Here is a 25,515-nt window from a genome sequence, read left to right as displayed (position 1 = left end):
AGCACCTCAGCGATGAACCATCAACCAATTAATGCCCTCTTGAACGATTTCGCCGATTTGATTTGTGGCGCTAACATCGAGTGTCAATGTTCCGCGCCCTGCTCGATGCGATACGCGTTTCCCTATGACTTCGATCCGCGCTGAAATCATGTCCCCGATGAGAATTGGCCTTGAGAACCGCCAATCCCAGCCGAGCGAGGCAATTGCGTCAAACTGAGCGGGCGATTGGTTCTTCAATCCGTCGATCAAAGACAAAACCAAAAGACCATGGGCGACGCGACCAGCAAATCCTTTGGCCCGAGCAGCCTCATCGCTCATGTGAATTTCAAATCTATCTCCAGTCATCTCAGCAAAAGCATCGAGCATATCCGCCGTGATTTCGGTCGTGCCGGTTTGCAACCAGTCGCCAATCAAGATGTCGTCAAACCGGGAGCGGCCTTCCGGGAGCGGCCGACCGCTCAATTAGGGGTCGGCGCGTCTTCGCGCAGCAAGCCCTTGGCTTTTAGGTCAGCCCAGAACTCAGGCGGAATTGGATAACTGAACCAATCCAAGTTCTTCTCTAACTGTTCGACCGTCCGAGTTCCCGCGATAAACGAAGGTACCGCTGGGTGTGCGACAACAAACTGCAACGCGGCAGCCGGCAGCGGCGCGTTGTACTCTGCGCAGACTCTTTCGACCTTGGCGACGCGTTCCATGATGTCGGCAGGTGCCGGAGCATAGTTGTACTTGGCCCCTTCAACCGCGCCAGTCGCGAGAATACCTGAATTGAAACCGCCACCCACAACAACCGCAGCGCCTCTTTCTTCACAAAGCGGCAGAAACTCGTTCAGCGAGTCTTGTTCCAAAAGCGTATAACGCCCTGCAAGCAAAAAGCAGTCGAAGTCACGCTGTTTCAATGCTTCGTGGCAGACTTCCCATTCATTCACGCCGACACCAATCGCCTTTACGACCCCCTCGTCGCGCAACTTCTCAAGTGCCCGCCACGAGCCGTCCATCGCCTGCTTGAAAACTTCGGGTTGTTCGTCGCCGCGTGTGAAGACGTCGATGTCGTGGATGAAGCAAATGTCCATGCGCTCAAGTGCCATCCTTTGAAGGCTATCCTCAAAGGCGCGCATTGTGCCATCGTATGTGTAGTCGAATTCCACCACAAATGGAGCGGCATTATTCCAGGGCGCAAAGTCGATGGTTTCGCGTTTGGCTGGGACAAGACGGCGGCCAACTTTTGACGACAAAACAAGTTCGTCGCGAGGCTTCCATCGCAGGGATTGCCCAGTGCGTAACTCCGACAGGCCATGGCCATACATAGGCGCTGTATCGAAATACCGAACACCACGATCCCAGGACGTCTGGAACATCGCATCCGATGTTGCCTCGTCGATCTCGCGGAAAATATTGCCAACCGGGGCTGTGCCAAAACCAAAGGCTGTAACTTCCAGATCGACGCGACCAAACTTACTCTTTGTTCCAGGCTGCATGGCGCTCTCTTTAAGTAACTAAATGGTTATTAACGCTGAGAGCCGCAAGTTGCAAGAACGATTTCACCTTCATACCCCCTTGACCTTACAGACCGTCAGATCGTAAAGTAACTAGATAGTTACTACTGGAAACCCTATGTATCTGACAGAATTGCACTATCAGGTTCGCGATATGGCGCGAGACTTTGCCAACGGCGTCATTCGCCCGATGGCCGAGGAACTGGACCGCGAAGAACGATTTCCTGCCGAAATTTACGAACAGATGGGTGAACTAGGCCTGTTCGGAATTGGAGTGCCCGAAGCGCTGGGCGGCCCCGGCTTTGACACGATCACTTACGCGCTTGTCATGGAAGAGCTGAGCCGCGGTTATTCTTCGGTCGCGGATCAGTGCGGTCTGGTCGAGTTAATCTCGACACTTCTCGTTCGCCACGGCACCGACGCACAGCGCGACCGCTATCTTGCCGATGTGATGACTTCGAGGATCAAAGTTGCGTATTGCATCACCGAGCCAGAAGCAGGGACGGATGTATCCGGCATCCGAACTGAGGCCATAAGAGACGGCGACGGCTGGATCCTCAATGGCGGCAAAATCTGGATTCACAACGCGCCAGTTGCTGACGTTGGTTTTGTTTTGGCCCGAACTGACAAAGAGGCCGGCAACCGGGGCATGTCGATTTTTATGGTCGATTTGCATTCCGATGGTGTCGAACGAGGACCGAAAGAGCATAAGATGGGACAAAGGGCGAGCCAGGTTGGTGCCCTGACATTCACCGACGTGAAACTACCTGCCGGATCGATGCTGGGCGACGAGAACCGCGGTTTTCACATGATGATGAGTGTGTTGGACAAAGGCCGTGTTGGCATTGCAGCGCTGGCTGTTGGTCTGGGCCAGGCCGGACTTGAAGCCGCTGTGGACTACGCTCAACAGCGCAAACAATTCAAAAAGCCGATCTCTGAATTTCAAGGTGTTCAATGGCTTTTGGCGGATATGGCAAAGGATATCGAAGCTGCGCGGCTTCTTGTACATTCGGCAGCATCCAAGATCGATGCTGGCGTCTCGGCAACTAAGGCCTGCTCGATGGCCAAGTGTTTCGCTGCCGATATGGCAGTCGCGCGGACTGCTGACGCGGTCCAGGTCTTTGGTGGTTCCGGCTACATTCGCGGTTTTGAAGTCGAGCGCCTCTATCGAGACGCTAAGATCACACAAATCTATGAGGGAACCAATCAGATCCAACGTATGATCATCGCACGCGAACTTATCAAAAATGGAGCAACTGCATGACCAGGCAAGTTGCCCTCATCACGGGATCAAGCCGGGGCATTGGGCTGGCAGCAGCATTGGAACTGGCTCGGGAAGACTTCGATATCGCGGTGAACTCGTTTCCGGACAGCCGCGAATTGGACGACGCGGTTGAAGCCGTAGAAGCCGCCGGGGTCAAAGCATACAAGGCGGATTTCGACGTTTCGAAGATCGACGCCCACGAGGAGGCGTTTGCCCTGATCGAAGATGCTCTAGGGCCCATTACCACTTTGGTCAATAATGCCGGCGTTGGAGTGATGTCGCGCGGCGATCCTCTGGAAGTGACAGAGGAAAGCTGGGACCGCTGTCTGAATGTAAATTCAAAGTCGATGTTCTTTCTGACGCAAGCCTGGGCTAAGAGGACGCTGGGCCGCGACCGAAGCCCAGACTCGTTCTACAGCATCGTAAACGTCACTTCTTCGAATGCCGTCGCAGTGGCGGTGCCGCGCGGCGAATACTGCGTGTCAAAGGCGGCGGCGGCGATGGTATCAAAGGTATTCGCAGCGCGATTGGGCTCTGAGAACATCCCTGTCTATGATGTGCAGCCCGGCCTAATCGCGACCGAAATGACCAGATCGGTCATCGAAAACTATCAAAAACGGGCCGAGGACGGATTGTGTCTGCTGCCCCGTGTCGGCCAGCCAGAAGAGCTTGGGCGGGTCATTGCAAGCCTAGCGACCGGAAAACTCCCCTATACGACCGGCCAGGCCATCTCAGTTGACGGCGGAATGCTCGTGCCACGGTTTTGAAAGGACGTAAGATGAAAATCGCGCTGCCAGGCAAAACTGGCCAGTTGTCGGACTATCAATTAAGCGGCACGCCGATCTCGCCTTCTCAATTGGGCGCCGATCCTGCGCGAACAGTGTTTTCCGCAGCGCACGTCGTCGCGGACCCATTCACGCCAAATGATCCAACAGGCACAGCAACGGTTGACTGGGACAAGACAATGGAATTTCGCCGCTACCTTGCGGATCTCGGCATCGGCATCGCCGAAGCAATGGACACCGCTCAGCGCGGCATGGGGCTTGATTGGCCGGGCGCACTTGAACTGATCAAACGAACAAAGGCTGAATTGCCGGATGCGCTTGTGTTCAACGGCTGTGGTACCGATCAACTCGATCCGGCTGACGCGAGGTCCCTCGACGATGTTAAGGCGGCCTACCTGGATCAGCTAGAGGCAATCCAGAAAGTCGACGGACGTATCATTCTCATGGCCAGTCGCGCACTGGCGCGCGTCGCCAACTCGCCTGACGATTACATACGAATCTACGGCGAGGTGCTTTCGTCTAGCGACAACCCGGTCATTCTTCACTGGCTTGGAGACATGTTTGATCCGTCGCTCACAGGATATTGGGGCACAAACGACTTCGAGACCGCGCTAGAGACTTCGTTGGCCATCATAGAAGCAAACGCCGACAAAGTGGACGGCATCAAGATCTCGCTTCTCGACAAAGACAAGGAAATTCTCATGCGCCGCCGGCTCCCTGAAGGCGTCAAAATGTATACCGGTGACGATTTCAATTACCCGGAATGGATAGAAGGCGACCAGCAGGGCTTCAGTCATGCCCTTCTCGGGATATTCGACCCGCTTGCCGTCGCAGTGGGCAAGGCGATTGGCCAACTGGGAGACGGAGACACTGAGGGTTTTCGTAAAACGCTCGATCCGACAGTTCCACTTGCGCGCCTGATATTCCGGGCGCCCACTCAGTATTACAAGACCGGTGTCGTCTTTCTGGCGTGGCTAAACGGGTTTCAGGATCACTTCATCATGCTGAACGGCGCGCAAGCCATGCGGCCCCTGCCCTATTTTGTCGACTGTTTTAAACTGGCCGATCAGAACGGCCTGCTGCGCGACCCCGAATTGGCACTTGAGAGGATGAGCGGAATGCTCAGACAATACGGCGTCTGATGTGGGACTTCGCCAACGATCACTCAGCGCTCGCTCTGAACACCGCAACGCTCGGGCACAACATCGCCGGCCACGGTGCGGGTTGGTCGCCCGAGCAAACAATTGATGCCTGCGCCGAACGCGGGATGGCTGGGATTGTTTTCTGGCGGCGGGAAATCGGAAACCGTGCTTTCGAGATTGGCGAACGCGTTCGTGCCGCTGGCATGGAAGTTGTGGGCCTCTGTCGAACACCGTATCTGACCGGCTCGGAAGCGCCAGCCGACTTTGTAGGCGAAGCGCAGGCCGCCATCGACATGGCGGCAGGTCTTGGCACTTCAACTCTGACCATCGTCACTGGCGGCACCGAGCCCGATACAAAGGGCGTTAAAGAAAGCCAGAAGATCCTGGCCGAACGGGTTGCGCAACTTGCGCCATATGCGGCTGAGCGGGGCGTCAACCTGGCACTGGAACCCCTAAACCCGATGTTTGGCGGCAACCGGACTTGCATCTTCTCGGTGCGTGATGCGTTGAGCGTCTGCCAGATGATCGACGCGCCAAACGTAGGCATTGCCGTAGATGTTTATCATGTTTGGTGGGACACCGATCTGTACAAAAGTTGCGCCGCGGCCGGGGATCGCATTCTTGCCTACCATCTTTGTGATTGGCTGGAGAACACCTCTGATATGCTTTTGGACCGGGGAATGATGGGCGACGGTGTGGCTGACCTGAAAGCGATCAGGGGTGTCGTTGAGGACGCCGGTTATGCGGGGGCCTGCGAAGTGGAAGTTTTTTCGACCAATGATTGGTGGAAACGCGATCCAGGCGAAGTTCTGGACGCAATAGTCGAACGCTTCCGGTCGGTTTGCTGAACGGATTCGGGGCTAAGGTAGCCGTGATATGTCCGTCGTCAGGGTTTTTGGAACCAAGGGCGGCCTAGACTAAGAGAGAGTTTGGCTGATCTGGTTGGTTTGATTATGCGGCGTGCAGGCGGTGATGCAAGCGCCGCGCTTCGAGCGTCTTTCGTTTGATCCTTTCCCGTTGTCTTAGAATGGCTTTGTCACGCCCGAAGTAGACGTCGGCGGGTGTGACGTTGTTCAGGCTCTCGTGGTAGCGCTTGTGATTGTAGTGATCGACGAAGGCTTCGATCTGGGTTTCGAGGTCTCCCGGAAGGAAGTAGTTCTCCAATAGGATGCGGTTCTTCAGGGTTTGATGCCACCTCTCGATCTTGCCCTGTGTCTGGGGATGATATGGTGCGCCCCGAGAATGCTTCATGCCTTTGTCCTGCAGCCATTCAGCCAGATCGCCAGAGACGTAACTGGACCCGTTGTCGCTGAGGAGGCGGGGTTTGTGGATGACGTGAACCTGATCGCACCCTGATGCTTGTAGCGCCAAATCCAGGGTGTCCGTCACGTCCTCTGCCCGCATGTTCGTGCAGAGTTTCCACGAGATGATGTAGCGGCTGTAGTCGTCCAGGATTGTGCTGAGATAGAACCAGCCCCAGCCAAGCACTTTGAGATAGGTGAAGTCGGTTTGCCAAAGCTGGTTGATCGCAGTGGTCTTGTCTTTGAACTCGTTTGCCGCCTTGAGCACGATAAAGGCCGGGCTGGTGATCAGATCGTGGGCCTTCAGGGCCCGATAGACTGAAGATTCCGAGACGAAGTAGCGCTCCCGATCCGTGAACGTCACTGCCAGTTCGCGCGGCGACAGCTCCGTCTCCTGCAGCGCCAGCTTGACGACCTTGCGCCGGACTTCGTCGGGGATGCGGTTCCAGACATGTCTGGGCTTAGGCGCTTGATCCACAAGGCCAGCGTCGCCGCGCTGCCGATACCGATCATACCAACGGTAAAATGTGGTGCGGGGGATGCCCAGCTTTGCCAATGTTCGACGAGCAGACAAATGCGACCCCTCAACAAGCCGGATGATCTCCAACTTCTCAGATGCAGCATACCTCATTCTTGGTCGCCCCCACCGCCGGTCATGCTTTTTTTGAGAAGACGCAGTTCCAGTGTTTGCTCGGCAACGACCTCCTTCAGGTCTCGGGCTTCGCGGCGCAGGTCCTTGACTTCGTCGGTCGTAGCCGCACGCGCCGTATCTCCAGCAAGCCGCCGTTTGCCAGCTTCCATGAAGTCCTTGGACCATTTGTAGTAGATACCTTGAGATATTCCCTCACGACGGCACAACTCAGCAATGCTGTCTTCGCCACGCAAGCCATCCAGCACGATCCGGATCTTCTCTTCTGACGAATACTGTTTGCGCGTCGCGCGCTTGATCTCTTTGACGATCTGCTCGCCGGGGCTCCTGCGAGTTCCAGTTGTCTGTCTCATGTCCCACTCCTCAGTGGTTACGATGAGCCAACAAAACTCTCTTATCAAATTAACCTAATTGGACCCATAGGCGCTGACTTCAGACATGTTTGGGATAAATGGTGCCCAGGAGAGGACTCGAACCTCCACATCCTTGCGAATACTAGCACCTGAAGCTAGCGCGTCTACCAATTCCGCCACCTGGGCAGGTGTCGTGAAACTGCTATTATCCTCATGCTTTGGATCTGTCAACGGGCAAGGCGCGTAGTTACGAATGCTGACCAAAAATTCCGGGAAAATCCGGAATATGGCGACCAGGTACCGACCTGTTCTCTCTTGCTCTTAACTTCCCAGCATACTTGAAAGTAACTCTGCACAGAAGTTTAGCCCTATGAGATTGTTCAGGAAAATCACCTCCAAGATCTCGTTCAACGTCTCCCCAAACATATTACAGAATTTCATAAGCCAAACAACGCCTCCAAGGGCATGCAGCTTGGCTCGAAAAGAACTAGCAGGCTCAATCAGGAGGTTCGGAACGGGCATAACGAACGTCTGGATACTCGCAAACGTGCATCTCACGGCGACTCGATTTGAGATTCCAAACCCCGAATCGAGCTATTGCCCTTGCAATTGCCCGGCCGTCATACCTCGGTGCTGGTCGCATAACCCAGCATTGGGTGCCTTGGGGACTTGGTCCCCTCTTGGTTCTCTGGCATCAGAAAGAAAGGGCCCACCAAACGGCGGGCCCTTTCGCTAAGTCTCACTCAAGCCGTCAATCCAGCTTCGGCAGCAAACTATCCACCGAGGCCTTCGCATCGCCATAGAACATTCGCGTGTTATCCTTGAAGAACAGCGGGTTCTCGATGCCCGAATACCCGGTGCCCTGCCCGCGCTTGGATACGAACACCTGCTTGGCTTTCCAGACTTCCAATACCGGCATCCCGGCAATCGGAGAGTTCGGATCATCCTGTGCCGCCGGGTTCACGATGTCGTTTGAGCCGATCACAATCGCCACGTCTGTCGATGGGAAATCATCGTTGATCTCGTCCATTTCCAGCACGATATCGTAAGGCACCCGTGCCTCGGCCAGAAGCACGTTCATGTGTCCCGGCAGACGTCCGGCCACCGGATGGATTGCGAAGCGCACGTTTTTGCCAGCCTCGCGCAACTTCCGTGTCAGCTCGCTGACCGACTGCTGCGCCTGCGCCACCGCCATGCCGTAGCCTGGAATAATCACAACGCTATCCGCATCCTGCAACGCAGCCGCCACACCATCGGCATCAATGGCGATCTGCTCGCCCTCGATATCCTGCGCAGGGCCGGTTGTGGCCCCAAAGCCGCCAAGGATCACGCTGACAAACTGCCGGTTCATCGCCTTGCACATGATGTAACTTAGGATCGCACCGGACGAGCCGACCAGCGCGCCAACAACAATCAACAGGTCGTTGCCAAGGCTGAAACCAATCGCCGCCGCCGCCCAGCCGGAATAGCTGTTCAGCATCGACACAACGACAGGCATGTCCGCGCCGCCGATGCCCATGATCAGGTGATAGCCGATGAACAGGGCCGCCAGCGTCATCAGGAACAGCGGGAAGAATCCGCCGGTGTTGAAATACCAGATCAGGCAAAGGATCGAGATTGCAGCGGCCGAAGCGTTCAACAGATGCCCGCCCGGCAATTTCGTCGCGACCGTGGTGACTTTGCCCGCAAGTTTGCCAAAGGCAACAACCGAACCGGTGAAGGTGATCGCCCCGATAAAGACGCCGAGGAACAGTTCAACCCGAAGGATGTTGATCTCGACAACCGTTTTCTTGGCGATCAGCGCCCCGAATGTGCCCAGTTCGCTGAGATTTGCGCCCGACATCATCGCCGCCGCGACATTGCCGATCTCGAAATGTGCGTTGAAGCCGACGAAGACCGCCGCCAGACCAACCAGCGAATGCATGGCTGCCACAAGTTGCGGCATTTCAGTCATCTGGACGCGCTGCGCCACGTAGTAGCCGATGATCCCGCCGGCACTGATCAGGATGACCGACAGCAACCAAAGGCCCGAACCGGGGCCGATCAGCGTCGCCCAAACCGCCAGCGCCATGCCCGCGATGCCATACCAGACCGCGCGTTTCGCGCTTTCCTGATTGGACAATCCGCCCAGCGATAGGATGAAAAGAACAGCCGCGATGACGTAAGCGGCAGTGGTAAATCCGAATTCCATTGTCTCTGCCCCGCTTACGATTTCTGGAACATGGCGAGCATGCGCCGTGTCACTAGGAAGCCGCCGAATATGTTAATCCCGGCCATGAAGACCGACAGCGCCGCCAGCAGGATCACCAGGAACGACCCCGATCCGATCTGCATCAGCGCGCCAACGATGATGATCGACGAGATGGCGTTTGTGACCGCCATCAACGGCGTGTGCAGTGCGTGGCTGACATTCCAGATCACCTGGAAGCCGACAAAGACTGACAGCACGAAGACGATAAAGTGCTGCATGAAACTGGCCGGGGCATAAGCACCCACCGCCAGCAACAGTCCACCACCAACAACCAGCAGACCAACTTGCTGTCGGGTCGTCTGTTTGAACGCGGCAGCCTCGGCTGCGCGCTTTTCTTCAAGCGTCAGCTCTTTCGGTTTGTCTTTCTTCGGCTGCGCCGCAATCGCTTTGATCTTGGGCGGTGGCGGCGGATAGGTGATCTCGCCGCCGTGGGTCACGGTTGCGCCGCGGATCACATCGTCTTCCATATTGTGGACGACAACGCCGTCTTTCTCCGGCGTCAGATCGGCCATCATATGGCGGATGTTGTTGGCATAAAGCAGCGAAGACTGGGTCGCCATCCGACTTGGGAAATCGGTGTAACCGACGATGGTAACCCCGTTGTCTGTCACAATTTTCTCGTCCGGAACAGTGAGTTCGCAGTTGCCGCCACGCTCAGCTGCCAGGTCAACAATGACCGAGCCGGGCTTCATCGCCTCGACCATGTCTTTGGTCCAAAGAACCGGCGCGTCACGGTTCGGGATCAGGGCCGTGGTGATGACGATATCAACGTCCGGAGCCAACTCGCGAAACTTCGCAAGCTGCTTTTCGCGGAACTCCGGGGAAGACGGGGCCGCATAACCACCGGTCGCAGCGCCGTCCTGCGCAGCTTCTTCGAAATCAAGATAAACGAACTCGGCACCCATAGATTCGATCTGTTCAGCCACTTCGGGGCGCACATCAAAGGCAAGCGTGATCGCACCCAGCGACGTTGCCGTGCCGATGGCGGCCAGACCGGCAACGCCAGCCCCGACGATCAGCACCTTGGCCGGGGGCACCTTGCCCGCAGCAGTCACCTGACCAGTGAAAAAGCGACCGAAATTATTACCCGCCTCGATCACCGCGCGATACCCAGCGATGTTTGCCATTGAAGACAGCGCATCCATCTTCTGGGCGCGACTGATGCGCGGCACCATGTCCATGGCAATGACGCTGGCACCCTGCCCTTTGGCGGTTTCCATCAAGGCTTCGTTGGCGACGGGATAGAAGAACGAGATCAGAGTCTGACCATCAGACAGCTTCTTTGCCTCTGTGTCAGATGGCGGACGCACCTTGGCAACAATATCCGCCGTGTCCCAAACAGCTGCACCCGTGACAACCTCGGCACCTGCGTCTTTGTAAGCCTTGTCAGAGAAACCGGCAGCTTCGCCTGCGCCCTTCTGCACGATACACTCGTGCCCAAGCTTCATCAGGTCTTTCACGCTTGCAGGCGTCATTGCGACACGCGCTTCACCGGTTGCCGTTTCCTTCGGTGCTCCGATCTTCATGGGCTGTTCCCCTTCGAATTGGTCCCTTTACCCAACGGAAATTGGGCGGATTGAACGCTCCTTAAAGCGGCGAAAGGGATTTCTCAATGCGACTCTCGCGCATAACGGCCATGCGCGGCTCTGTGACGCCTTAATTATTTGGATTTTTCTCGCTCTAGACCGACAACCAGGTATCGTAGTCGCTGACCAAAAGGTGAGTTGGGTCCACATCTTCGTCTATGGCCGCAAAGCGGCCAATAGGTTCACGGAAGACATTGTCGGTCAGATCGTCGTTCACAGTCGAAACCTCGCCGATCAACACATCGCCCCCCTCGCCCCAGAACGCATGCCAGTCGCCGGGCATCAGCGTTACGCTTTCGCCGGGGGCGAATTTCAACTTCTCGCCGGGGCCAAAGCGGCGCTCAATACCGTCGCAAATGACGGTTCCGCCTTTGTCTTCAGCGAAGTTGCCGTCGTCGTCCGAACCAAAAAGTTCGATCACCATGGTCGCGCCGCCGCGATTAATGATGTCTTCGGATTTGATGACATGGGTGTGCATCGGGCTGATCTGATCCTGACGGCTGATCAACAGCTTCTCGGCGTAAACCATGCCACCACCGCGTTCGAGGTCGGCCAGACTGCCGTTGCGCAGCGTGAAGAGGAACAGACCCAGATTGTCGAAATCCCCCTGACCATAGTCGGTGATGTCCCAACCCATGCGGGCCTCGACAATACGTCGGGCATCGGTGCGGGCGCGAAATTCATCCGGCGACCAATAGGCAAAGGGTGGCAGGGTAAAGCCGTGATGGCGGATCATATCATCCGCAGCGGCCATGATATCGTTGATGCGAGAGCGTTTCATAGGTCCGGATTTACGCCGATCCGAGAGACAGGAAAAGGGAAAATGACGCATTTTCCCAAGTTGAATTCCGACACGGAATTCATCTCCCAGCCGGAAATCGCGTCGATTTCCATTCAGATGTCCGCGTCGGACATCCCTCATTTCAAGCGCCGGATCGCCTCGCGATTGCAGAACACGACAAACTGCCCGGCATTTTCGAACACTGGAAATCCGCGCCGCTTCACTTCCCGCAAAAAGACGTCTCGCCCGACCAAGCGCTCAACATCCCGAACTTTGCGCCGCACGACCGCACCCTGACGCGCAGCCTTGCTGCCAAAGAAATCCGTAAAAAACAGATCGGCGTCTATGGGATAGCAGGTCACCTTCATGCGCACACATAGACGCACACATGGTTAGCGTTCGGTTAAGCGCTGCGCAGCTTTTCGGGCCGTTCACCCGCCTGCCAGGCGCGGCACGCATCTCCGAAAGCTTCAAACAGCCGTCGCGACACCGGATCATCTGCTGCGCAGTATTCCGGGTGCCACTGCACGCCCAGCGTAAACCCGGGGGCTGCATCGACGTAAATCGCCTCTGGTGTGCCATCAGGTGCCCAGCCATCAATCACGATGCGATCGCCTTTTTCCTTGATGCCCTGTCCATGCAGCGAATTGGTGCGCACAACGGCTGCACCCATTACCTCGTGAAAAACACCGCCTTCGGAAAAGGATACATCGTGGCGCAGGGCGAATTTTTCCGCCATCGTTCCCTCAGGCGGCATCCGATGGTTCATGCGCCCCGGCAGGTCCCAGATCTCGGGGTAAAGCGACCCGCCCATTGCGACGTTCAGTTCCTGAAACCCACGGCAAATCGACAGGATAGGGTGACCCGAGGCGACGCAATGGCGAACCAGCGGCAACGTCAGCGTGTCGCGGTCACGGTCAAACATGCCATAAGCCTCAGTCGGCGTTTCGTCGTATTCTTCGGGGTGAACATTGGGGCGCGCGCCGGTCAGGACAAAACCGTCACAGGCCGCAATCAGATCGTTCAGGTCGCTGAGCGCCGGAGATGCGGGCACAATCAATGGCAAAGCCTCGGACACATCGCGCACGGCCTGCGAGTTCATGCGCCCCGATGCATGAACCGGATAGTCGCCCTCCAGGTCATAGGCGTTTCCAATAATCCCAACGACAGGTCGTACCATAGTCAAATTCAATCCCGACAATTTTGTCCGGCATACTGCACACGGACGCGTTAATTAACCGCCTCAAGCGCACAGTCGTCACTCAGTTTTCACACATTGGTTGAAATTTGCGCAGATCCGAGGCGCGCAAGTCGCGCATTCAGATCCTTGAGGGCTGTGCTTAAGTTGCTGCTTTCAGCTCCTGACGACGCCGGTGCAGAACAGGCTCGGTATAGCCCGATGGCTGAGCGCGCCCCTCAAAAACCAGATCACAGGCGGCCTGAAAGGCAATTGTGTCGAACGTCGGTGCCATATTGCGATACAACGGATCGCCCGCATTCTGCCCATCCACAACGGCCGCCATCTTTTTCATCGCCGTCATCACCTGATCTCTGGTCACTACCCCATGGTGCAACCAGTTCGCCAAAGCCTGGGAAGAAATCCGGCAAGTCGCGCGATCTTCCATCAACCCGACATCGTGGATATCGGGCACTTTCGAACACCCCACACCCTGATCAATCCAGCGCACCACATATCCAAGGATGCCTTGTGCATTGTTTTCGATCTCTTCGAGAATATCCGCGTCGCTCCAGTCCGGTTTGCCCGCCAATGGCACTGTCAGCAAGTCCTTCAAGCTGCCCCGCGCACCGCCACGGGCAAGCTCTGCCTGGCGGGCCATGACATCGACCTTGTGGTAATGGGTTGCATGCAACGTGGCCGCCGTCGGCGACGGCACCCAGGCGCAATTGGCCCCCGATTGCGGGTGCCCGATTTTTTGCTCCAGCATGTCGGCCATCATGTCCGGCGCGGCCCACATCCCCTTGCCGATTTGCGCGCGGCCCGACAATCTGCAAGCCAGTCCGATATCGACGTTGCGATCTTCATATGCCGATATCCAGGCGGTATTCTTCATATTGCCCTTCCGGATCATTGGCCCGGCTTCCATTGACGTATGAATCTCGTCACCCGTTCGATCCAGGAATCCGGTATTGATGAACGCCACCCGTGATTTCGCCGCCCGAATGCATTCCTTCAGATTGACCGAGGTGCGACGTTCTTCGTCCATGATCCCCAGCTTGACGGTATTGCGCGCCAACCCCAACGCCATCTCGACCCGGGCGAAGATCTCTTCAGCAAAGGCAACCTCGTCAGGCCCGTGCATCTTCGGCTTTACAACATAGACTGATCCGCTCAGCGAATTGCGGGTGCCGCCCGACTTCATCAGATCGTGCAAAGCGATCGTCGTCGTCACCATGGCATCCATCAACCCCTCGGGAATTTCACTGCCATCACGCATCAAAATCGCCGGGTTGGTCATCAGATGGCCGACATTGCGCACCAACATCAAAGCGCGCCCTTTCTGCGCAAAAAAGGTACCATCCAAAGCGGTGTATGTCGCGTCACCCTTCAAGCGGCGCGTATAAGTCTTACCCCGTTTCGTAATATCCTCGCTCAGATCGCCCCGCATCAGACCCAGCCAGTTTGAATAGGCAAGAACCTTGTCCTCGGCATCAACGCAAGCCACCGAATCTTCGCAATCCATTATCACGCTCATGGCGCTTTCAAGACGGATATCGGCTATGTTGGCAGGGTCGTCCTTACCAATCAGATGTTCAGCATCCACTGTTACCTCGATCGCCAAGCCGTTCTTTTTGAACAGGTAAGACTTGGCGGAACCGCGCGCCGACCAACCAAAGAACTGCGCCGGATTGGCAAGCTCCACTGTCAGAGCATCTTCATGAGTTCCCAGCGACGTTACATTTGCCCAGCTTCCATTGGCCAACGGCACTGCTTGATCCAGATGTCCCTTGGCCCATGCGATCACCCGCCCACCACGGGCCGGATCATAATCACGTCCAGTCGGCAAGTCGCCGATGGCGTCGGTGCCATAAAGCGCGTCATAAAGTGATCCCCAACGGGCATTCGCAGCATTCAGCGCATAGCGCGCATTGGTAATTGGAACCACCAATTGCGGCCCGGGGATCATTGCAATCTCAGGGTCAGTGCCTACAGTTTCCAGTGCGAAATCCTCGCCCTCGTCCACCAGGTAGCCAATCTCGCGCAGAAACGCTTCATAGCGTTCAGAATCGGTGATCTGACCCGGATTGTCGCCATGCCAGGCATCAATCTTTTCCTGCATCTCTTCGCGAACAGCAAAAAGAGTCGCGTTCTTTGGCGCCAGATCATGAGCGATTTCGCTGAAACTTTCCCAGAACTCCTCGGGCGAGATGTCGGTTCCGGGCAGCGCCTGATTATCGATGAAATCTGCCATGATCGGGTCAACGGACAATCCCGATTTGTGAAAGCGTTCAGTCATTTATGGTTCCTTCAAGTCTTCAGACGCTGGCCGATTTCATATTTTGAACCTTGCATATCTTCAAGCAGATTGGTTCGCTGACCTATCCAATTCATGATTTTGCGCTGAACACTGCATTAAAATGGACTTGCCACCGGGGCAGGCAAGCGCCTAGTCAGGCCGCTATGGCCGAAGTCTTTCACCATAAACGCGGCTCGCGCGAACCTGTGGACATCACCATGACAGCTTTGTCAGTGCTGGCCCTGATCCTGCTGATATTCTTCATGAATTTGCATCCCATCGTAGCTGCCGTCTTTGCTGTGCTGATATCCCCGGCGGTCTGGGGCGTCATCGCCAACACGCAGGCGGAGATGACAATCGACGAAACCCAAATCTCGTGGAAAATCGGGCAACGGGGTGCCTCGGTCACCATTGACGACATCGATATGGTCAAGGCACGCACAGGTCTGGATCTTTCGCAGCGTGTGACCATCTTCCGGCACTCTGGCCCGCGATTGTATGTGCCCGCGGCCTGCATCCCATCCGGACGGATCTTTGACGAAGAGTTGCAGACACGGGGCGTCAAGGTGCAGCGCCTATTCTGAAACGACCAACCGGTTCCGCTCACATTAACCAACCGCAGAAATCCCCCAACTTCACTGAAGTCTGACGCGGAATTCTTGCATAGCTGTCATCAATCTGCTGCGAATTTGATGAACATGACTGGCATGAGAAACGGCATTGAACCGTTGCGACGCGCGACGCTGGCATCGGGCAGCAGCTATGCGCCAACCGTGTCATTGGTGCAAAACACGCGATTTCCACGTTGGATTCGTTCAAATTCAGCGGTTTTTTAGGCTGATCGCCACAAATTTGCCGGAAATCGTGACCAGATTGTCTCTGTTCTGGCGGAGACCTGCACAATGCCCCCCGATCTGTCGCTATTTTTGACAGCGCTTCCTCCGGTTTTGACCGGACCGGTTGGCGTCGCCTTTTCACTGACGCTTCTGGGTGCCATTACCATGGGCAGTCTCAACCATGGGCAGTCTCAGGCGATATCGAACTGATCGACACGCGCCCAGCGCTGATGAACCAAAACAACGTATCCCGCGTGAACTCATGATCCCGGTTGTTCAGGCTGATCCCGATCTGATCGAACGCGCAGGCGTCATCAACCGTATCACCCATCTGGCGGTTCAGGGCGAATGGGATGTCTTGTCAAAAACAATCGCCGATTGGGAAGAAAGATTAGAGTCCACGCCGGGCGGCGCCCGTCACCACGAAATAGCCGTTGATGCCTGTTTGGCTGGGCTGCGGTCGCTGCTTGATGAAACCGACCGGACGTCAATTGCATCTTTGGATCGTGCAGAGCGCGAAGTTGCCCGCTTTGTCGAGCGTCACTGTGCCGCCCCGCAGGATCACATTCTGGCGGTGCTGGCTGCACGTGCGCACATCATGGTTGCGGCAAGCTGTCCCGCTGATTTCTGGCCCGACGCAGACCGCGCCGACGCATGGCGCCGGATGGCGCATCATTATCTAAAAGCCGAAGCTATTCTGAACCACTTTGACGCGGTGGCCTTCATGTCTCCCTTGGTGGCAGGGGCCTGTTACGAGCTTGCTTTGGGCATGCCCGATGGCGGCACCCGTTTGCGACCTGCCTTTGAAGACTGGATTGACCTAGATCCTTCAAATCCAGAAATTTATGCAACCCATATGCCGCAACTGGCACACTTTTGTCGCGATAATCCGGATGTCCTATTGGGCGAAGCTCTGCGCGCCGAAGAACGCACCGACGAAGCCCTCGGTCAGGCTGGCTATGCGCTTTGCCTCATTCCGGTTCTCGACCTCGCGCCCGAGATGCGAGAGCACATCGACACCGCTCGGTTCGGCGGCGCGTTGATGGATATGGCACGCATGTCCGGCACACAGTCGGAAGTAAACTGGGCCGCCGCCATACTGGACCACGAATCCCAGTTCGGAAGCGAGGAACGTCGCGCCACAATTCAGTCGGCCTTCGATGCCCTTGTGCGGCGCAACCTAACGGTCATCTACCCTCGTATCTGGAACGATGAGCTGCAAAATATCCGCGCCCGGCTTGCCGAGACATTCCAGCGCGCAGGGACGCCCAAGGTGACAGTAGGTCAATATTATCCGGCGCAAATGGCGTCCAAAGCCGCCTGACAACCGTTCAGGGCCGCGCCCTTGGGCGCACCTCGGCCAGTGCGCGGCAGTACGACTGCTTTTTCGTATAACGCTGCATGTCGCGCCGCATCCAACTGTTGCGGATCGGACCCCAGTCGGCCGCTACCCCTTTCCAGCGGTTTTCTTCCAACGAAATTGCCGTATCGCGCGGCACGGTGATCGCCATGATCCGCACGGCGCAATTCAGATTGGCCGCCGGACTTTTCAGCCCTTCGCCGGTTTGAACCCTGCATTTGCGAAATTCGGCCGTCTGCGGATAAATCTGCAAAAGCCCGAACCAACGCCCATCGCCGCCGACCGCATTCGGGTTCCAGGTGCTCTCATACCGCGCCAGTGTCGACAAAAGCGCCGCCCAGAACGCCGCGCGGTCTTGCTTGTTGGCCGATGGATAGGCCGGGCACCACTCGGCAACGTCGCGTGGAACCACATCCAATAGCGCCTGTCCGTGGGTTTCAACCGCAGACACGGCCACACGCGTCCAAAGCATGCCGCCTGTTCGATGTTCCCAACGCGCGCGGGGCACATCATTGTCGCGTGGCGATGGGCCGATGGACAAAGTTTCCGGCGCGGCGCTGGTTGGTCCTTCAACAACCGCTTCCTGAGCTATCGCGGACGTGACGATCCCCCAGATCGCCATTGAAAACACAACAGCTTTCATTTCTGGCAAAACGGCAAAGCGCTGGTGTAGCTTTGCATGTCCAGACGCTTGCGCTCTTGATGAAATGGTCCCCAATCCGCTGCAATTCCCTTGAAACCGCGCGAGATAACTTGGTCGCGCGGCACTGTCACCGCCATGATCCTGATCGCACAGGACAAATTTAACGAGCCGTCCTTAAGACTGTCTTCGTCCCCCGCGCGGCACCCATAACCACGTGCGGTCGCCGGTAGAATTTGCAACAACCCATGCCATTTGCCGTCGCCGCCCGACACCGTCGGCCGCCAGGTGCTTTCGTGATAGGACAGCGATGCCAGCAAGTTCAGCCAGAACGCCTTGCGCACTTCTTCGCCGCCGTCGCCGTAAGCCGGGCAATAGTCCCCGATATCCTCTGGCACCAAAGCAATCAGCGGCGCACCGTGAGTCTCCAGCGCTCTTAAAGACGCCCGCGTCCAGCGCTCGGACAAAGGCTCTTCATCCCATCTGACAGGCGCCCTTTCGGCAATGAAATCGGGCTCTGAATCCGGCCAAAAGGTGAAGGCCAAAGCCCCGACACCTATGGCCGCTCCCATTCCAAAAAGCGCGATACGGCGCATGCATGTCTCCGTCCGTCGCTCCCACCCGGACCGCGATTGAAACATTTATTGCTGATTCCGCCAAGAGTTTTGAGATGAGGCGTGGGAATAGGCGTCGAAATGGGGGTGTAGCGTTGCTGATAAGACCTTTGCATCGATCGGATGCCAAGTTTGAGCCCTGAGCGGATCTGAAATGCACCATGGTCCGCAACACGAACAAAACTCGACCGTTTCAAATCTTTAAAGACCTTCCGCTCAATTCGGTTTCATTTGGCCACAACACATTCTAGACTTCATATTACAAATCGATTGGGGTGAAGCGATGACAACTCACACAGGCTATTTGTTGATTGCAGATATCTCTGGTTATACACAATTTCTTACATCTTCTGAAATGGATCACGCCAATCCGATTCTGCAGTCGTTGTTGGAGTCGCTGGTCGAACAGGTTGGCGACCCATTGCACTTCTGGAAGATGGAAGGCGATGCAATTCTGGCCTATTCGACAAGGCAGCAGTTTCCGTCCGGCGAGACGTTCCTTGCCATCTGTGAGAACCTGTACAACGGCTTTGCCAATCGGCGGCTGGACATCATTTCGAATACGACCTGCACCTGTACTGCTTGCTCGAACGTCGACACGCTAGATTTAAAAATCATCGCCCATTACGGACAGTTCGCTGAGATGAAGGTTGGGCCGGTGAACGACATCTCCGGCGCCGATGTCATTCTGGTTCACCGGATGACCAAGACAGATGTAACCAAAATCACCGGCGTACGCAGCTACGCACTCTTTAGCGACGCCGCCGCCAAAGCGATGGACATCGAAGAGGCTTTGCAGCCTTTTTCGCAAGAATTCGAACACTTCGGCGAAGTCCCGATGCAAGTATTTGATCTTGCAAAGGCCTGGGAGACATTCCGTTCAGAACGCGAGCGCTTCTTTCTTGAGGAAGAGGATGGTGTCTGGACCTATCGCCGTCATTTCAATGCACCCACCGGTGTCGTCTGGGAACTGTTGGTCGACCCGACCCTCAAAGAAAGCTGGATGGATGGCATAAAATCGGTTTCGGCTGACAACAAAGTCGGACGCGTTGGAAACGGTTCAAGGTATCATTGTGCCCACGAGCTTGCAGATTTTATCTATCAAATTACCGATTGGGAGCCCTTCATCTATTTCTCGACCCGGATTAAAGATCCGGCTCGCCCGGGAATAGATTTGCCCGAGACTTATCATCTGACGCAGACCGACACCGGCACCGAATTGCGCTACACCATGGGCATGGCGCATGACGCCGACGGAAATAGGTCCAAGATATCAGAAGAAGAAGCGTCCGGATTCCTGGCTGGGTTCTGGAAGGACTCGTTTGACAAGATGGAGGCGAAGATAGAGGCCGCGAAATAGCATGTTAACCAGAACATTGGGCGTTTCTGGCATTTGGCCCAAGGTCTGTGTCGCTGTTACTGGCGACTTTCGCAGTGTCCCTCAAAAGCATACCGACGCCTAAAGGCAATTATGCAATCGCCGACCGGCCGAATTGAGTTTCGGGGGCGGGTAAACCCGCCCCGCCAAGTTTATGCGTCGAAGTTCCAGATGTCGCGTTGGACTTTCCAGCCATCGTCGCCATTGCGGAAATACAAAATGTATTTCCCAGACAGCCCCTGTCCTCCCATAGAGGCGGCGAGCGTTCCCATTGTAACGGCAGAATCTCCGTTGACCTCGGCGGCAGTCGGGCTAGCCACGACATCGCTCAGGCCACCATCTATTGCTGCCTGCCAATAGCTGCGGATGGCATCATGGCCCGACATCGTCGGCGCACCGGGCGGCATGATCGCTCCGTCTTCGGCATAGGGCGCGGTGGCCTTGTCCGCGTCTTTCGCGTTGATCCCCTCGATAATGGCCGCGTCGAGCGCTTTAACGGTATCAATATCAGACATGTTTTCCCCCGAATTAATGTTGTTGGTAACTGTGCGTATCACAGAACCAGAAGCAAGTGATCTTGTATTTTACGATTTTATTCCGTGCCTTCTGAGAGAGCAGCGAAGCAAAAAACGCTTTAATCCGGATTACCGCAATGTCAGCTTTGTCCGCAGAGCAGACATTGGAAGCCTATCGATTGGCGCACTTGCAGCGAACGGCAGCAATGTCCCAACTTCCGCCGGTCAAACACCCACCTTCAGCAACCCCCTCTGCCCATCGTCGCAAATACTCAACTCCCACCAGCACCAAATCACTCCACCTCCGCTGCCGCCGTCATCCACCCCAAAACCTTCGCAATCGCACCCCCATCACGCACCGGCCGTTGCGCCAGCAGATAGAAATCCCCCGGCCCCTCCAGGGCCTCTTCTGTCACCTGCACCAATCTTCCCTCATCGATATCCCGGCGCGCCAGGAACTGCGGAACCAGCGCAACGCCCTGCCCGGCAAGTGCAGCGTCCATCGCCAGTGACGTCTGGCTAAATCGCGGTCCCGCCCGTCGCGCCGGCGCTTCGTGGCGCAAAACGCTTCGATAAAACGCTGGCCACAGGTCATGCACATCATGCACCAACGGCACTTTTTCCAAAGCACCGACCAGCCCACCGCCACCCAATCCGTCCAGCAATCCCGGCGCAGCCACCGCGACGATCCGGTTTCGAAACAGAAGATGCGCTTCAAGACTTGCCCCGAACGGCGGCTGCCCCTGCCGCACGGCCAAATCAATGCCATCGGCGCGAAAGCTCATCACCCCTTCCGTGGCCATCACTCGCAGATCAATCTCGGGGGCCTTGTTCGACAGCTCAGGCAAATGCGGCAACAGCCACTTTGCCGCAAACGTCGGAGTGACACTGATGGTCACGGCTTCACTACCCGGCTTCAATGCCGCCGTGGCCGCACTCAATCCCTGGAACGCATCCGCAACTGCCGCATGATACCCGCGCCCTTCCCCGGTAAACGACAACCCACGCGCGTGCCGATCAAACAACCGCAGGCCCAGAACCGCTTCCAGCCCTCGCACCTGCTGCGCCACAGCGCCTTGCGTGACACCCAGTTCTTCGGCCGCTGCCCGAAAATTCAGATGCCGACCTGCGGCCTCAAAAGCCCGCAACCCGTTCAGCGGTGGCAGCTGCAACATATCAGCCAATAGATTTCCTATTATCTTAAAGCAGAACTTCTCTCTCGTTCACGACCATATACCCATCTATTTATGGGTCAAATAGAACTTCACAGACATGAGATACGAAAATGACAGTAGAAAATATTCATGGAACGCCCATGCAAACCACCAGTCGCGACGACAGAACCGCATTCATCATCAAATGGGCCGCATCAATCATCCAAATTCTTGGCTATGCTGCCACTGGGTTTGGGTTAACACCTTGGAATATATACTTTTCCCTAGTCGGTGTCGTGGGCTGGTTCATCGTCGGCTACATGTGGAAAGACCGCGCCCTGATGTTGATCCACCTCGTCGCGTTCGGGGCCATGATCGCCGGAATGGCCAGCGCCTGATCCGCCGCCGCTAAATTGATTAACAGACCCCCACCGCGCGGTCTGTTAACCAAACCATCCAGCCACCGCGCGCTGCATTAACACCGACGTGATACCGACGTAATACCGACAGCCGGATTCCCATATAAATAAGGGCATTAACCAATTTGAGGGCCGCGCAGCCACAAAGACACCGCGCGCGCCATTAACCTTACCGCGCCAACAACGGCCCCAACCGGTGACCGGCCAGCAAATGCAGATGGAAATGCGGCACGTCCTGCAAGCCATGCTCGCCCGCGTTCGAAATTACGCGATACCCATCGCCCTCAGCACCCAACCCTTCAGCCGAAATAACCCCGGCGAACACACGCCAGAAATCCGCAATTTCTTCGGCCTTTGCATTCGCGGCAAAGTCATCAGCCGTCACATATTTTCCCTTGGGTATCAGCAAGATATGCACTGGCGCCTGCGGGTTGATGTCGCGAAAAGCAAGCGTGAGCTCGGTTTCGGCAACGGTGTTGTTTGGGATGTCCCCGCGCAGGATCATCGCGAAAATATTGGCGTCATCATAGGCGTAAGCCATGGCAGTCCTCAGTCTATAAACAGGTAATCGGTGCGGGCAATCTCCAGCGCTTTCTCACGCTCAATGCCCAGGAATTTCGCCAAAGGACCAGCATTTTCCTCGGCACTGACTTTTTCACGAATGCGATAGAAACTTGGAAAATTCTCATCCCGAATTTTCTCGCTCTCATGAAAGACATCATTGCGGATCGTCGGCAACAAAGTCCGAAACGCATCGTCCGGAGTCGCCTCGCCAGCAAGCCCCACGCGCTTGGAATGACCCACCAGATAATCGTCTGAATACTGGCACTCGATCTCCAGCAAACGAGTCTCGCTGCGGTCGTTGTAAAAATCCCGGAAAAGCTCAAGATTTGAAGGATCTAAGCAGATCATCAACCGGTCGGTTTCATAGTAATCGAACAGCATCCGCATCAACGCGCGGCGGTGCCGGGTGCGCTTTTCCAAGGTCGCCTGAATACCGCCAAGGTCCGGCAAAGGCGTCGCTTCTTCGTCGAACAGATACTCAATCGAAGGCAGGTTCGACACCGTCCCAACCCGGTCCAGAAGACGCTTGGCCACGTGCCATTTCTTGCACGTCACGATCATCAGTTCGCGCTCGCGCCCGATGGTCGCATCCTTCTCCCAGAACCGCGGAGCAAACCGCTCGCCAATACGACCGCGCCCCGTCAAAAAATCGTACAGCCGCCGCCCCTCGTGCGACACTTTGAAGTCACGACCGGTCTCCGCATAAAGCGCCCCAAGTCGCTTTTTTAAGTCCTGCGCTTCGGGACTGATTTTTCGTGCAAACAGAAAGTCTTGCGCCAGCAGCAAATCGAAATGGTCGTTATAAAACGTCACTGGCATTCCGTAATCTGTAAACATTAGAAAAGTCGGAGTTCGCCGTTTGATTTCGGTTTCCGGCACCAGATGACTCACCAGCGTCTGGAAAAAAGTCTCGTCTGGAATCCACGTTGTCTTGAAAAACTTCAACACATCCGGCCGCCGACGTATGAATTCCACCACGGCTTCAACCGTCCGACGTCTCAGGCACCACCATTGGCTTCCGATCATGATCTGCAGATCGGCCGGTATGCGCCGTTTCAATCCCAGCCTTTTCTGAAGATTAAAGGCCGCATAAAACCGATTGGCCTGCGAACGTTCATTAAACCAATGACGGTAAATCAACCTCTCTTCTTTGAAGCCTGTCTTGATCCAGTCGCTTTCGAAAAAGTCAAAACTCTCAATGAAATCGGCGTCATTCTCATCCAGATAATCGTGAACGTACTGCGAGGTCTTAATGGGCAGACAATCCCCCGAAAGCATGTAAAAATGCGTAACCTTTGGATACGCCGCCAACGCGGTGTCCAGCGCGCTCAGCGTCGCACCGACCAAGCTCCATTCTCCCCATCCGCATCTGTGACGCTTTCTGGAAAAAACCACATTCGAGTTCGTGCTTAGTGCAGCCTGCAGCATCTCAAAATCAGACCGGGGCGAGCGCGCATCAAAGTGTATTGCCACCTTGTCACCGGTCGCAGTCAGCCGTTCGGCTTGCGCAATAATCGCATCCGGGTCTTTGTGACAGAGAAGGATATAGGCGATCTGCGCCATTCCCTCGATTATCCCGCCTGTTTACCTCACTGAAATACTCATAACCGAAGTCAAAGGATTGAAGAACCCTTGGTTTTTTGATTGTCTGCGCCAAACGGCCATTTGGGCCTAACTGGTCAGGGATCAAGGATACTATGGGCTTTCCCGGCACATGGATGACGCGCAGCGAAAGCATGGTTTATCGCGTGGTTCCAAAATGCGCCTGTTCGACGATCGGGCAGATCATGCATTACTCTGATCACGGCGCCTTTTTTGAGGGCGATATACACGATGACCACGAAGGTCTGCACAAGTGGTCTCAAGGCGACAGTCAACAAGTGATCGAGTCCACAGTAAGAGACCACAAAAGTTTCGCGTTCACCTGTGTGCGAAACCCTTACACGCGCATTCTCTCTTCTTTTTTTGACAAGATCGCGGGCATTCAACGGAACGGCAACCGCTACCGCGGCAATCTGATACCGCAATTATCCCAGCGCTATGGCATCAATATCGAAGGCGATTTTGATCAGATCGCAATGTTCCGACGGTTCCTTTTATTCGCACGCGACACTATCAAATTTCGCAAACCCATGGACCCCGACATTCACTGGTCCGCTCAGTCCGGGCATATCTCAACCTTCATCGTGAATGGCAGCCAGTATGATCGGATCATCTGGACCGAGAAATTCAACGAAGGCATGCAGGATGTCCTAAGTTCAATCGAGACGCCGCATTCCATCGATCTGGAAAACCTGCAGAAATTCAATGAAAGCGAGGGGCACGGCCCCAAACGGGCACATCCAATCGAAGACTACTTTGACGATTTGTCGATGCATCTTGTCTATGAAATCTACAAACGTGATTTCAATCTATTCAAATACGACTTCCACAATCCCGCTAATTCCATGCCGAAAGGCAAAATCGACCTCGAGGAAGTGCAGGCCAAACTGGGCGATTAGTCGTCAGTCGGAACCGATCTGCTGAACGCATGAATGCGCGCATTGAACCGTTTCGTCAGTGACGACTTGGTCAGCCTGAGCGATTGCAGCAACAACCTGGACCCAAAGCTGGACGCGCGCAGATCAAGCGAAACAAACAACCGCGTCCGCGATTTCGACAAGGCCACGAGATCCACAACGGCCAAGCCATTTACGCCACCTGATTTGGCCTCGATAGCATAACCAACACCCTCATCTACTGACAGAAGATCGGCATCTATCTCATAGGTCCGATTTCGCCATGGCAATGAAATGCGCCAGCGCGCACCGGGCATGGGCGGCGGCAGCGCCTCGTCATGAGCCACATCAATCCCTCGCCGCAGCATTTGCCGTTCAAAACCGTCAAAATCCGTGGCAGAGTCGAATACTGTCTGGATCGGTGCGTCGATATCTTCGTGGGTCGCAAACTTCATG

The 25,515-nt window shown here is 55.8% G+C and carries 26 protein-coding genes and 1 tRNA gene; 10 read left to right on the top strand and 17 right to left on the bottom strand.

From position 1 onward, the window contains the following. Positions 1-6: 6 nt before the first annotated feature. Together GKR98_16390 and GKR98_16385 are read right to left on the bottom strand one after the other, a co-directional pair. Positions 7-462, bottom strand: coding sequence for a (R)-hydratase (locus tag GKR98_16390; protein ID QMU59620.1), 456 nt, complete (start codon positions 460-462; stop codon positions 7-9). Further along, positions 459-1,475 (bottom strand): aldo/keto reductase, encoded by a 1,017-nt coding sequence (locus GKR98_16385; GenBank protein ID QMU59619.1) that lies wholly within the window; start codon positions 1,473-1,475, stop codon positions 459-461. Before GKR98_16385 ends, GKR98_16390 begins: the two co-directional genes overlap by 4 nt. A gap of 136 nt (positions 1,476-1,611) precedes the next feature. Between GKR98_16385 and GKR98_16380 the strand changes: the two genes are divergently transcribed. Genes GKR98_16380 through GKR98_16365 form a run of 4 tightly spaced genes read left to right on the top strand, consistent with a single transcriptional unit; the run spans position 1,612 to position 5,532 of the window. Further along, on the top strand, positions 1,612-2,757 hold the full coding sequence (locus GKR98_16380; GenBank protein QMU59618.1) for an acyl-CoA dehydrogenase: 1,146 nt from the start codon (positions 1,612-1,614) through the stop codon (positions 2,755-2,757). Continuing rightward, the gene (locus tag GKR98_16375; protein QMU59617.1) at positions 2,754-3,524 is read left to right on the top strand and encodes a 3-ketoacyl-ACP reductase; all 771 of its coding nucleotides are present in this window, start codon (positions 2,754-2,756) and stop codon (positions 3,522-3,524) included. Before GKR98_16380 ends, GKR98_16375 begins: the two co-directional genes overlap by 4 nt. Before the next feature lie 11 nt (positions 3,525-3,535). Continuing rightward, a complete protein-coding gene (locus tag GKR98_16370; GenBank protein ID QMU59616.1) occupies positions 3,536-4,684 on the top strand; it encodes a DUF993 family protein in 1,149 nt (382 codons plus the stop codon). Further along, on the top strand, positions 4,684-5,532 hold the full coding sequence (locus GKR98_16365; GenBank protein ID QMU59615.1) for a TIM barrel protein: 849 nt from the start codon (positions 4,684-4,686) through the stop codon (positions 5,530-5,532). The genes GKR98_16370 and GKR98_16365 overlap by 1 nt, the downstream gene beginning before the upstream one ends. Before the next feature lie 103 nt (positions 5,533-5,635). Here the strand turns inward: GKR98_16365 and GKR98_16360 are convergent. The 8 genes from GKR98_16360 to GKR98_16325 all read right to left on the bottom strand — a co-directional run bounded on the left by GKR98_16360 (position 5,636) and on the right by GKR98_16325 (position 15,081). After that, positions 5,636-6,987 (bottom strand): IS3 family transposase gene (locus GKR98_16360; GenBank protein QMU59614.1). Its coding sequence is split into 2 segments (ribosomal slippage): positions 5,636-6,651 and positions 6,651-6,987, totalling 1,353 coding nucleotides; the frame shifts between segments, so codons are not numbered across the junction. A 99-nt stretch (positions 6,988-7,086) separates the two neighbouring features. Next, positions 7,087-7,173, bottom strand: a tRNA-Leu gene (locus tag GKR98_16355). 565 nt (positions 7,174-7,738) lie between these two features. Next, a complete protein-coding gene (gene pntB / locus GKR98_16350; protein ID QMU59613.1) occupies positions 7,739-9,178 on the bottom strand; it encodes a Re/Si-specific NAD(P)(+) transhydrogenase subunit beta in 1,440 nt (479 codons plus the stop codon). A 14-nt stretch (positions 9,179-9,192) separates the two neighbouring features. Further along, a complete protein-coding gene (locus tag GKR98_16345; GenBank protein ID QMU59612.1) occupies positions 9,193-10,764 on the bottom strand; it encodes a Re/Si-specific NAD(P)(+) transhydrogenase subunit alpha in 1,572 nt (523 codons plus the stop codon). 154 nt (positions 10,765-10,918) lie between these two features. Then, a complete protein-coding gene (locus GKR98_16340) occupies positions 10,919-11,605 on the bottom strand; it encodes a D-lyxose/D-mannose family sugar isomerase (GenBank protein QMU59611.1) in 687 nt (228 codons plus the stop codon). Between the two features lie 137 nt (positions 11,606-11,742). Next, positions 11,743-11,973, bottom strand: a complete 231-nt coding sequence (locus tag GKR98_16335; GenBank protein QMU59610.1) for an N-(5'-phosphoribosyl)anthranilate isomerase — start codon at positions 11,971-11,973, stop codon at positions 11,743-11,745. 35 nt (positions 11,974-12,008) lie between these two features. Beyond that, a complete protein-coding gene (locus tag GKR98_16330; protein ID QMU59609.1) occupies positions 12,009-12,785 on the bottom strand; it encodes a gamma-glutamyl-gamma-aminobutyrate hydrolase family protein in 777 nt (258 codons plus the stop codon). Positions 12,786-12,945: 160 nt separating this feature from the next. After that, positions 12,946-15,081 carry a malate synthase G gene (locus tag GKR98_16325; protein ID QMU59608.1) on the bottom strand — a complete coding sequence of 712 codons (2,136 nt, stop codon included), beginning with the start codon at positions 15,079-15,081 and terminating at the stop codon, positions 12,946-12,948. Positions 15,082-15,245: 164 nt separating this feature from the next. On the opposite strand from GKR98_16325, the gene GKR98_16320 reads away from it, so the two are divergent. The 3 genes from GKR98_16320 to GKR98_16310 all read left to right on the top strand — a co-directional run bounded on the left by GKR98_16320 (position 15,246) and on the right by GKR98_16310 (position 17,241). Further along, entirely contained in the window at positions 15,246-15,665 is a 420-nt protein-coding gene (locus GKR98_16320) for a hypothetical protein (protein QMU59607.1), read from the top strand. Between the two features lie 318 nt (positions 15,666-15,983). Further along, positions 15,984-16,127, top strand: coding sequence for a hypothetical protein (locus GKR98_16315; GenBank protein QMU59606.1), 144 nt, complete (start codon positions 15,984-15,986; stop codon positions 16,125-16,127). Between the two features lie 52 nt (positions 16,128-16,179). Continuing rightward, positions 16,180-17,241: a hypothetical protein gene (locus GKR98_16310; protein ID QMU59605.1), complete on the top strand. Its 1,062-nt coding sequence runs from the start codon at positions 16,180-16,182 to the stop codon at positions 17,239-17,241. 7 nt (positions 17,242-17,248) lie between these two features. Here the strand turns inward: GKR98_16310 and GKR98_16305 are convergent, their stop codons facing one another. Next, positions 17,249-17,899, bottom strand: a complete 651-nt coding sequence (locus tag GKR98_16305) for a transglycosylase SLT domain-containing protein (GenBank protein QMU60145.1) — start codon at positions 17,897-17,899, stop codon at positions 17,249-17,251. Between the two features lie 17 nt (positions 17,900-17,916). Further along, entirely contained in the window at positions 17,917-18,558 is a 642-nt protein-coding gene (locus GKR98_16300) for a transglycosylase SLT domain-containing protein (GenBank protein QMU59604.1), read from the bottom strand. 256 nt (positions 18,559-18,814) lie between these two features. On the opposite strand from GKR98_16300, the gene GKR98_16295 reads away from it, so the two are divergent. Continuing rightward, a complete protein-coding gene (locus GKR98_16295; protein ID QMU59603.1) occupies positions 18,815-19,891 on the top strand; it encodes a DUF2652 domain-containing protein in 1,077 nt (358 codons plus the stop codon). A gap of 170 nt (positions 19,892-20,061) precedes the next feature. Here the strand turns inward: GKR98_16295 and GKR98_16290 are convergent, their stop codons facing one another. Continuing rightward, positions 20,062-20,424, bottom strand: a complete 363-nt coding sequence (locus tag GKR98_16290; protein ID QMU59602.1) for a DUF4440 domain-containing protein — start codon at positions 20,422-20,424, stop codon at positions 20,062-20,064. A 293-nt stretch (positions 20,425-20,717) separates the two neighbouring features. After that, on the bottom strand, positions 20,718-21,599 hold the full coding sequence (locus tag GKR98_16285; protein QMU60144.1) for a LysR family transcriptional regulator: 882 nt from the start codon (positions 21,597-21,599) through the stop codon (positions 20,718-20,720). Between the two features lie 140 nt (positions 21,600-21,739). Here GKR98_16285 and GKR98_16280 point away from each other — a divergent pair, with 140 nt between their 5' ends. After that, positions 21,740-21,976 carry a ubiquinone biosynthesis methyltransferase UbiE gene (locus tag GKR98_16280; protein ID QMU60143.1) on the top strand — a complete coding sequence of 79 codons (237 nt, stop codon included), beginning with the start codon at positions 21,740-21,742 and terminating at the stop codon, positions 21,974-21,976. A 190-nt stretch (positions 21,977-22,166) separates the two neighbouring features. On the opposite strand, the gene GKR98_16275 is transcribed toward GKR98_16280, so the two are convergent. Both GKR98_16275 and GKR98_16270 read right to left on the bottom strand, forming a co-directional pair. Next, a complete protein-coding gene (locus GKR98_16275; GenBank protein QMU59601.1) occupies positions 22,167-22,538 on the bottom strand; it encodes an HIT domain-containing protein in 372 nt (123 codons plus the stop codon). An 8-nt stretch (positions 22,539-22,546) separates the two neighbouring features. Next, on the bottom strand, positions 22,547-24,124 hold the full coding sequence (locus GKR98_16270) for a glycosyl transferase (protein ID QMU59600.1): 1,578 nt from the start codon (positions 24,122-24,124) through the stop codon (positions 22,547-22,549). A 134-nt stretch (positions 24,125-24,258) separates the two neighbouring features. On the opposite strand from GKR98_16270, the gene GKR98_16265 reads away from it, so the two are divergent. Further along, the gene (locus tag GKR98_16265) at positions 24,259-25,062 is read left to right on the top strand and encodes a hypothetical protein (protein QMU59599.1); all 804 of its coding nucleotides are present in this window, start codon (positions 24,259-24,261) and stop codon (positions 25,060-25,062) included. Here GKR98_16265 and GKR98_16260 read toward each other — a convergent pair. Continuing rightward, complete coding sequence (locus GKR98_16260) at positions 25,059-25,514, bottom strand: SRPBCC family protein (protein QMU59598.1); 456 nt, start codon at positions 25,512-25,514, stop codon at positions 25,059-25,061. The two genes, GKR98_16265 and GKR98_16260, sit on opposite strands and share 4 nt — an antisense overlap. Between the last annotated feature and the right edge of the window lies 1 nt (position 25,515).

It is taken from the genome of Boseongicola sp., assembly GCA_014075275.1.
Classification (GTDB): domain Bacteria; phylum Pseudomonadota; class Alphaproteobacteria; order Rhodobacterales; family Rhodobacteraceae.
The sequence above is the reverse complement of the archived record's forward strand: the minus strand, read 5'-3'. Positions and strand labels throughout refer to the sequence as shown.

Bases quoted from the DNA above. Each gene is read 5' to 3' on its own strand.
- GKR98_16385 (QMU59619.1), bottom strand. From the start codon at position 1,475: ATGCAGCCTGGAACAAAGAGTAAGTTTGGTCGCGTCGATCTGGAAGTT.
- GKR98_16380 (QMU59618.1), top strand. From the start codon at position 1,612: ATGTATCTGACAGAATTGCACTATCAGGTTCGCGATATGGCGCGAGAC.
- GKR98_16375 (QMU59617.1), top strand. From the start codon at position 2,754: ATGACCAGGCAAGTTGCCCTCATCACGGGATCAAGCCGGGGCATTGGG.
- GKR98_16370 (QMU59616.1), top strand. From the start codon at position 3,536: ATGAAAATCGCGCTGCCAGGCAAAACTGGCCAGTTGTCGGACTATCAA.
- GKR98_16365 (QMU59615.1), top strand. From the start codon at position 4,684: ATGTGGGACTTCGCCAACGATCACTCAGCGCTCGCTCTGAACACCGCA.
- pntB (QMU59613.1), bottom strand. From the start codon at position 9,178: ATGGAATTCGGATTTACCACTGCCGCTTACGTCATCGCGGCTGTTCTT.
- GKR98_16345 (QMU59612.1), bottom strand. From the start codon at position 10,764: ATGAAGATCGGAGCACCGAAGGAAACGGCAACCGGTGAAGCGCGTGTC.
- GKR98_16340 (QMU59611.1), bottom strand. From the start codon at position 11,605: ATGAAACGCTCTCGCATCAACGATATCATGGCCGCTGCGGATGATATG.
- GKR98_16335 (QMU59610.1), bottom strand. From the start codon at position 11,973: ATGAAGGTGACCTGCTATCCCATAGACGCCGATCTGTTTTTTACGGAT.
- GKR98_16330 (QMU59609.1), bottom strand. From the start codon at position 12,785: ATGGTACGACCTGTCGTTGGGATTATTGGAAACGCCTATGACCTGGAG.
- GKR98_16325 (QMU59608.1), bottom strand. From the start codon at position 15,081: ATGACTGAACGCTTTCACAAATCGGGATTGTCCGTTGACCCGATCATG.
- GKR98_16320 (QMU59607.1), top strand. From the start codon at position 15,246: ATGGCCGAAGTCTTTCACCATAAACGCGGCTCGCGCGAACCTGTGGAC.
- GKR98_16315 (QMU59606.1), top strand. From the start codon at position 15,984: ATGCCCCCCGATCTGTCGCTATTTTTGACAGCGCTTCCTCCGGTTTTG.
- GKR98_16310 (QMU59605.1), top strand. From the start codon at position 16,180: ATGATCCCGGTTGTTCAGGCTGATCCCGATCTGATCGAACGCGCAGGC.
- GKR98_16305 (QMU60145.1), bottom strand. From the start codon at position 17,899: ATGGCGATCTGGGGGATCGTCACGTCCGCGATAGCTCAGGAAGCGGTT.
- GKR98_16300 (QMU59604.1), bottom strand. From the start codon at position 18,558: ATGTTTCAATCGCGGTCCGGGTGGGAGCGACGGACGGAGACATGCATG.
- GKR98_16295 (QMU59603.1), top strand. From the start codon at position 18,815: ATGACAACTCACACAGGCTATTTGTTGATTGCAGATATCTCTGGTTAT.
- GKR98_16290 (QMU59602.1), bottom strand. From the start codon at position 20,424: ATGTCTGATATTGATACCGTTAAAGCGCTCGACGCGGCCATTATCGAG.
- GKR98_16285 (QMU60144.1), bottom strand. From the start codon at position 21,599: ATGTTGCAGCTGCCACCGCTGAACGGGTTGCGGGCTTTTGAGGCCGCA.
- GKR98_16280 (QMU60143.1), top strand. From the start codon at position 21,740: ATGCAAACCACCAGTCGCGACGACAGAACCGCATTCATCATCAAATGG.
- GKR98_16275 (QMU59601.1), bottom strand. From the start codon at position 22,538: ATGGCTTACGCCTATGATGACGCCAATATTTTCGCGATGATCCTGCGC.
- GKR98_16270 (QMU59600.1), bottom strand. From the start codon at position 24,124: ATGGCGCAGATCGCCTATATCCTTCTCTGTCACAAAGACCCGGATGCG.
- GKR98_16265 (QMU59599.1), top strand. From the start codon at position 24,259: ATGGGCTTTCCCGGCACATGGATGACGCGCAGCGAAAGCATGGTTTAT.
- GKR98_16260 (QMU59598.1), bottom strand. From the start codon at position 25,514: ATGAAGTTTGCGACCCACGAAGATATCGACGCACCGATCCAGACAGTA.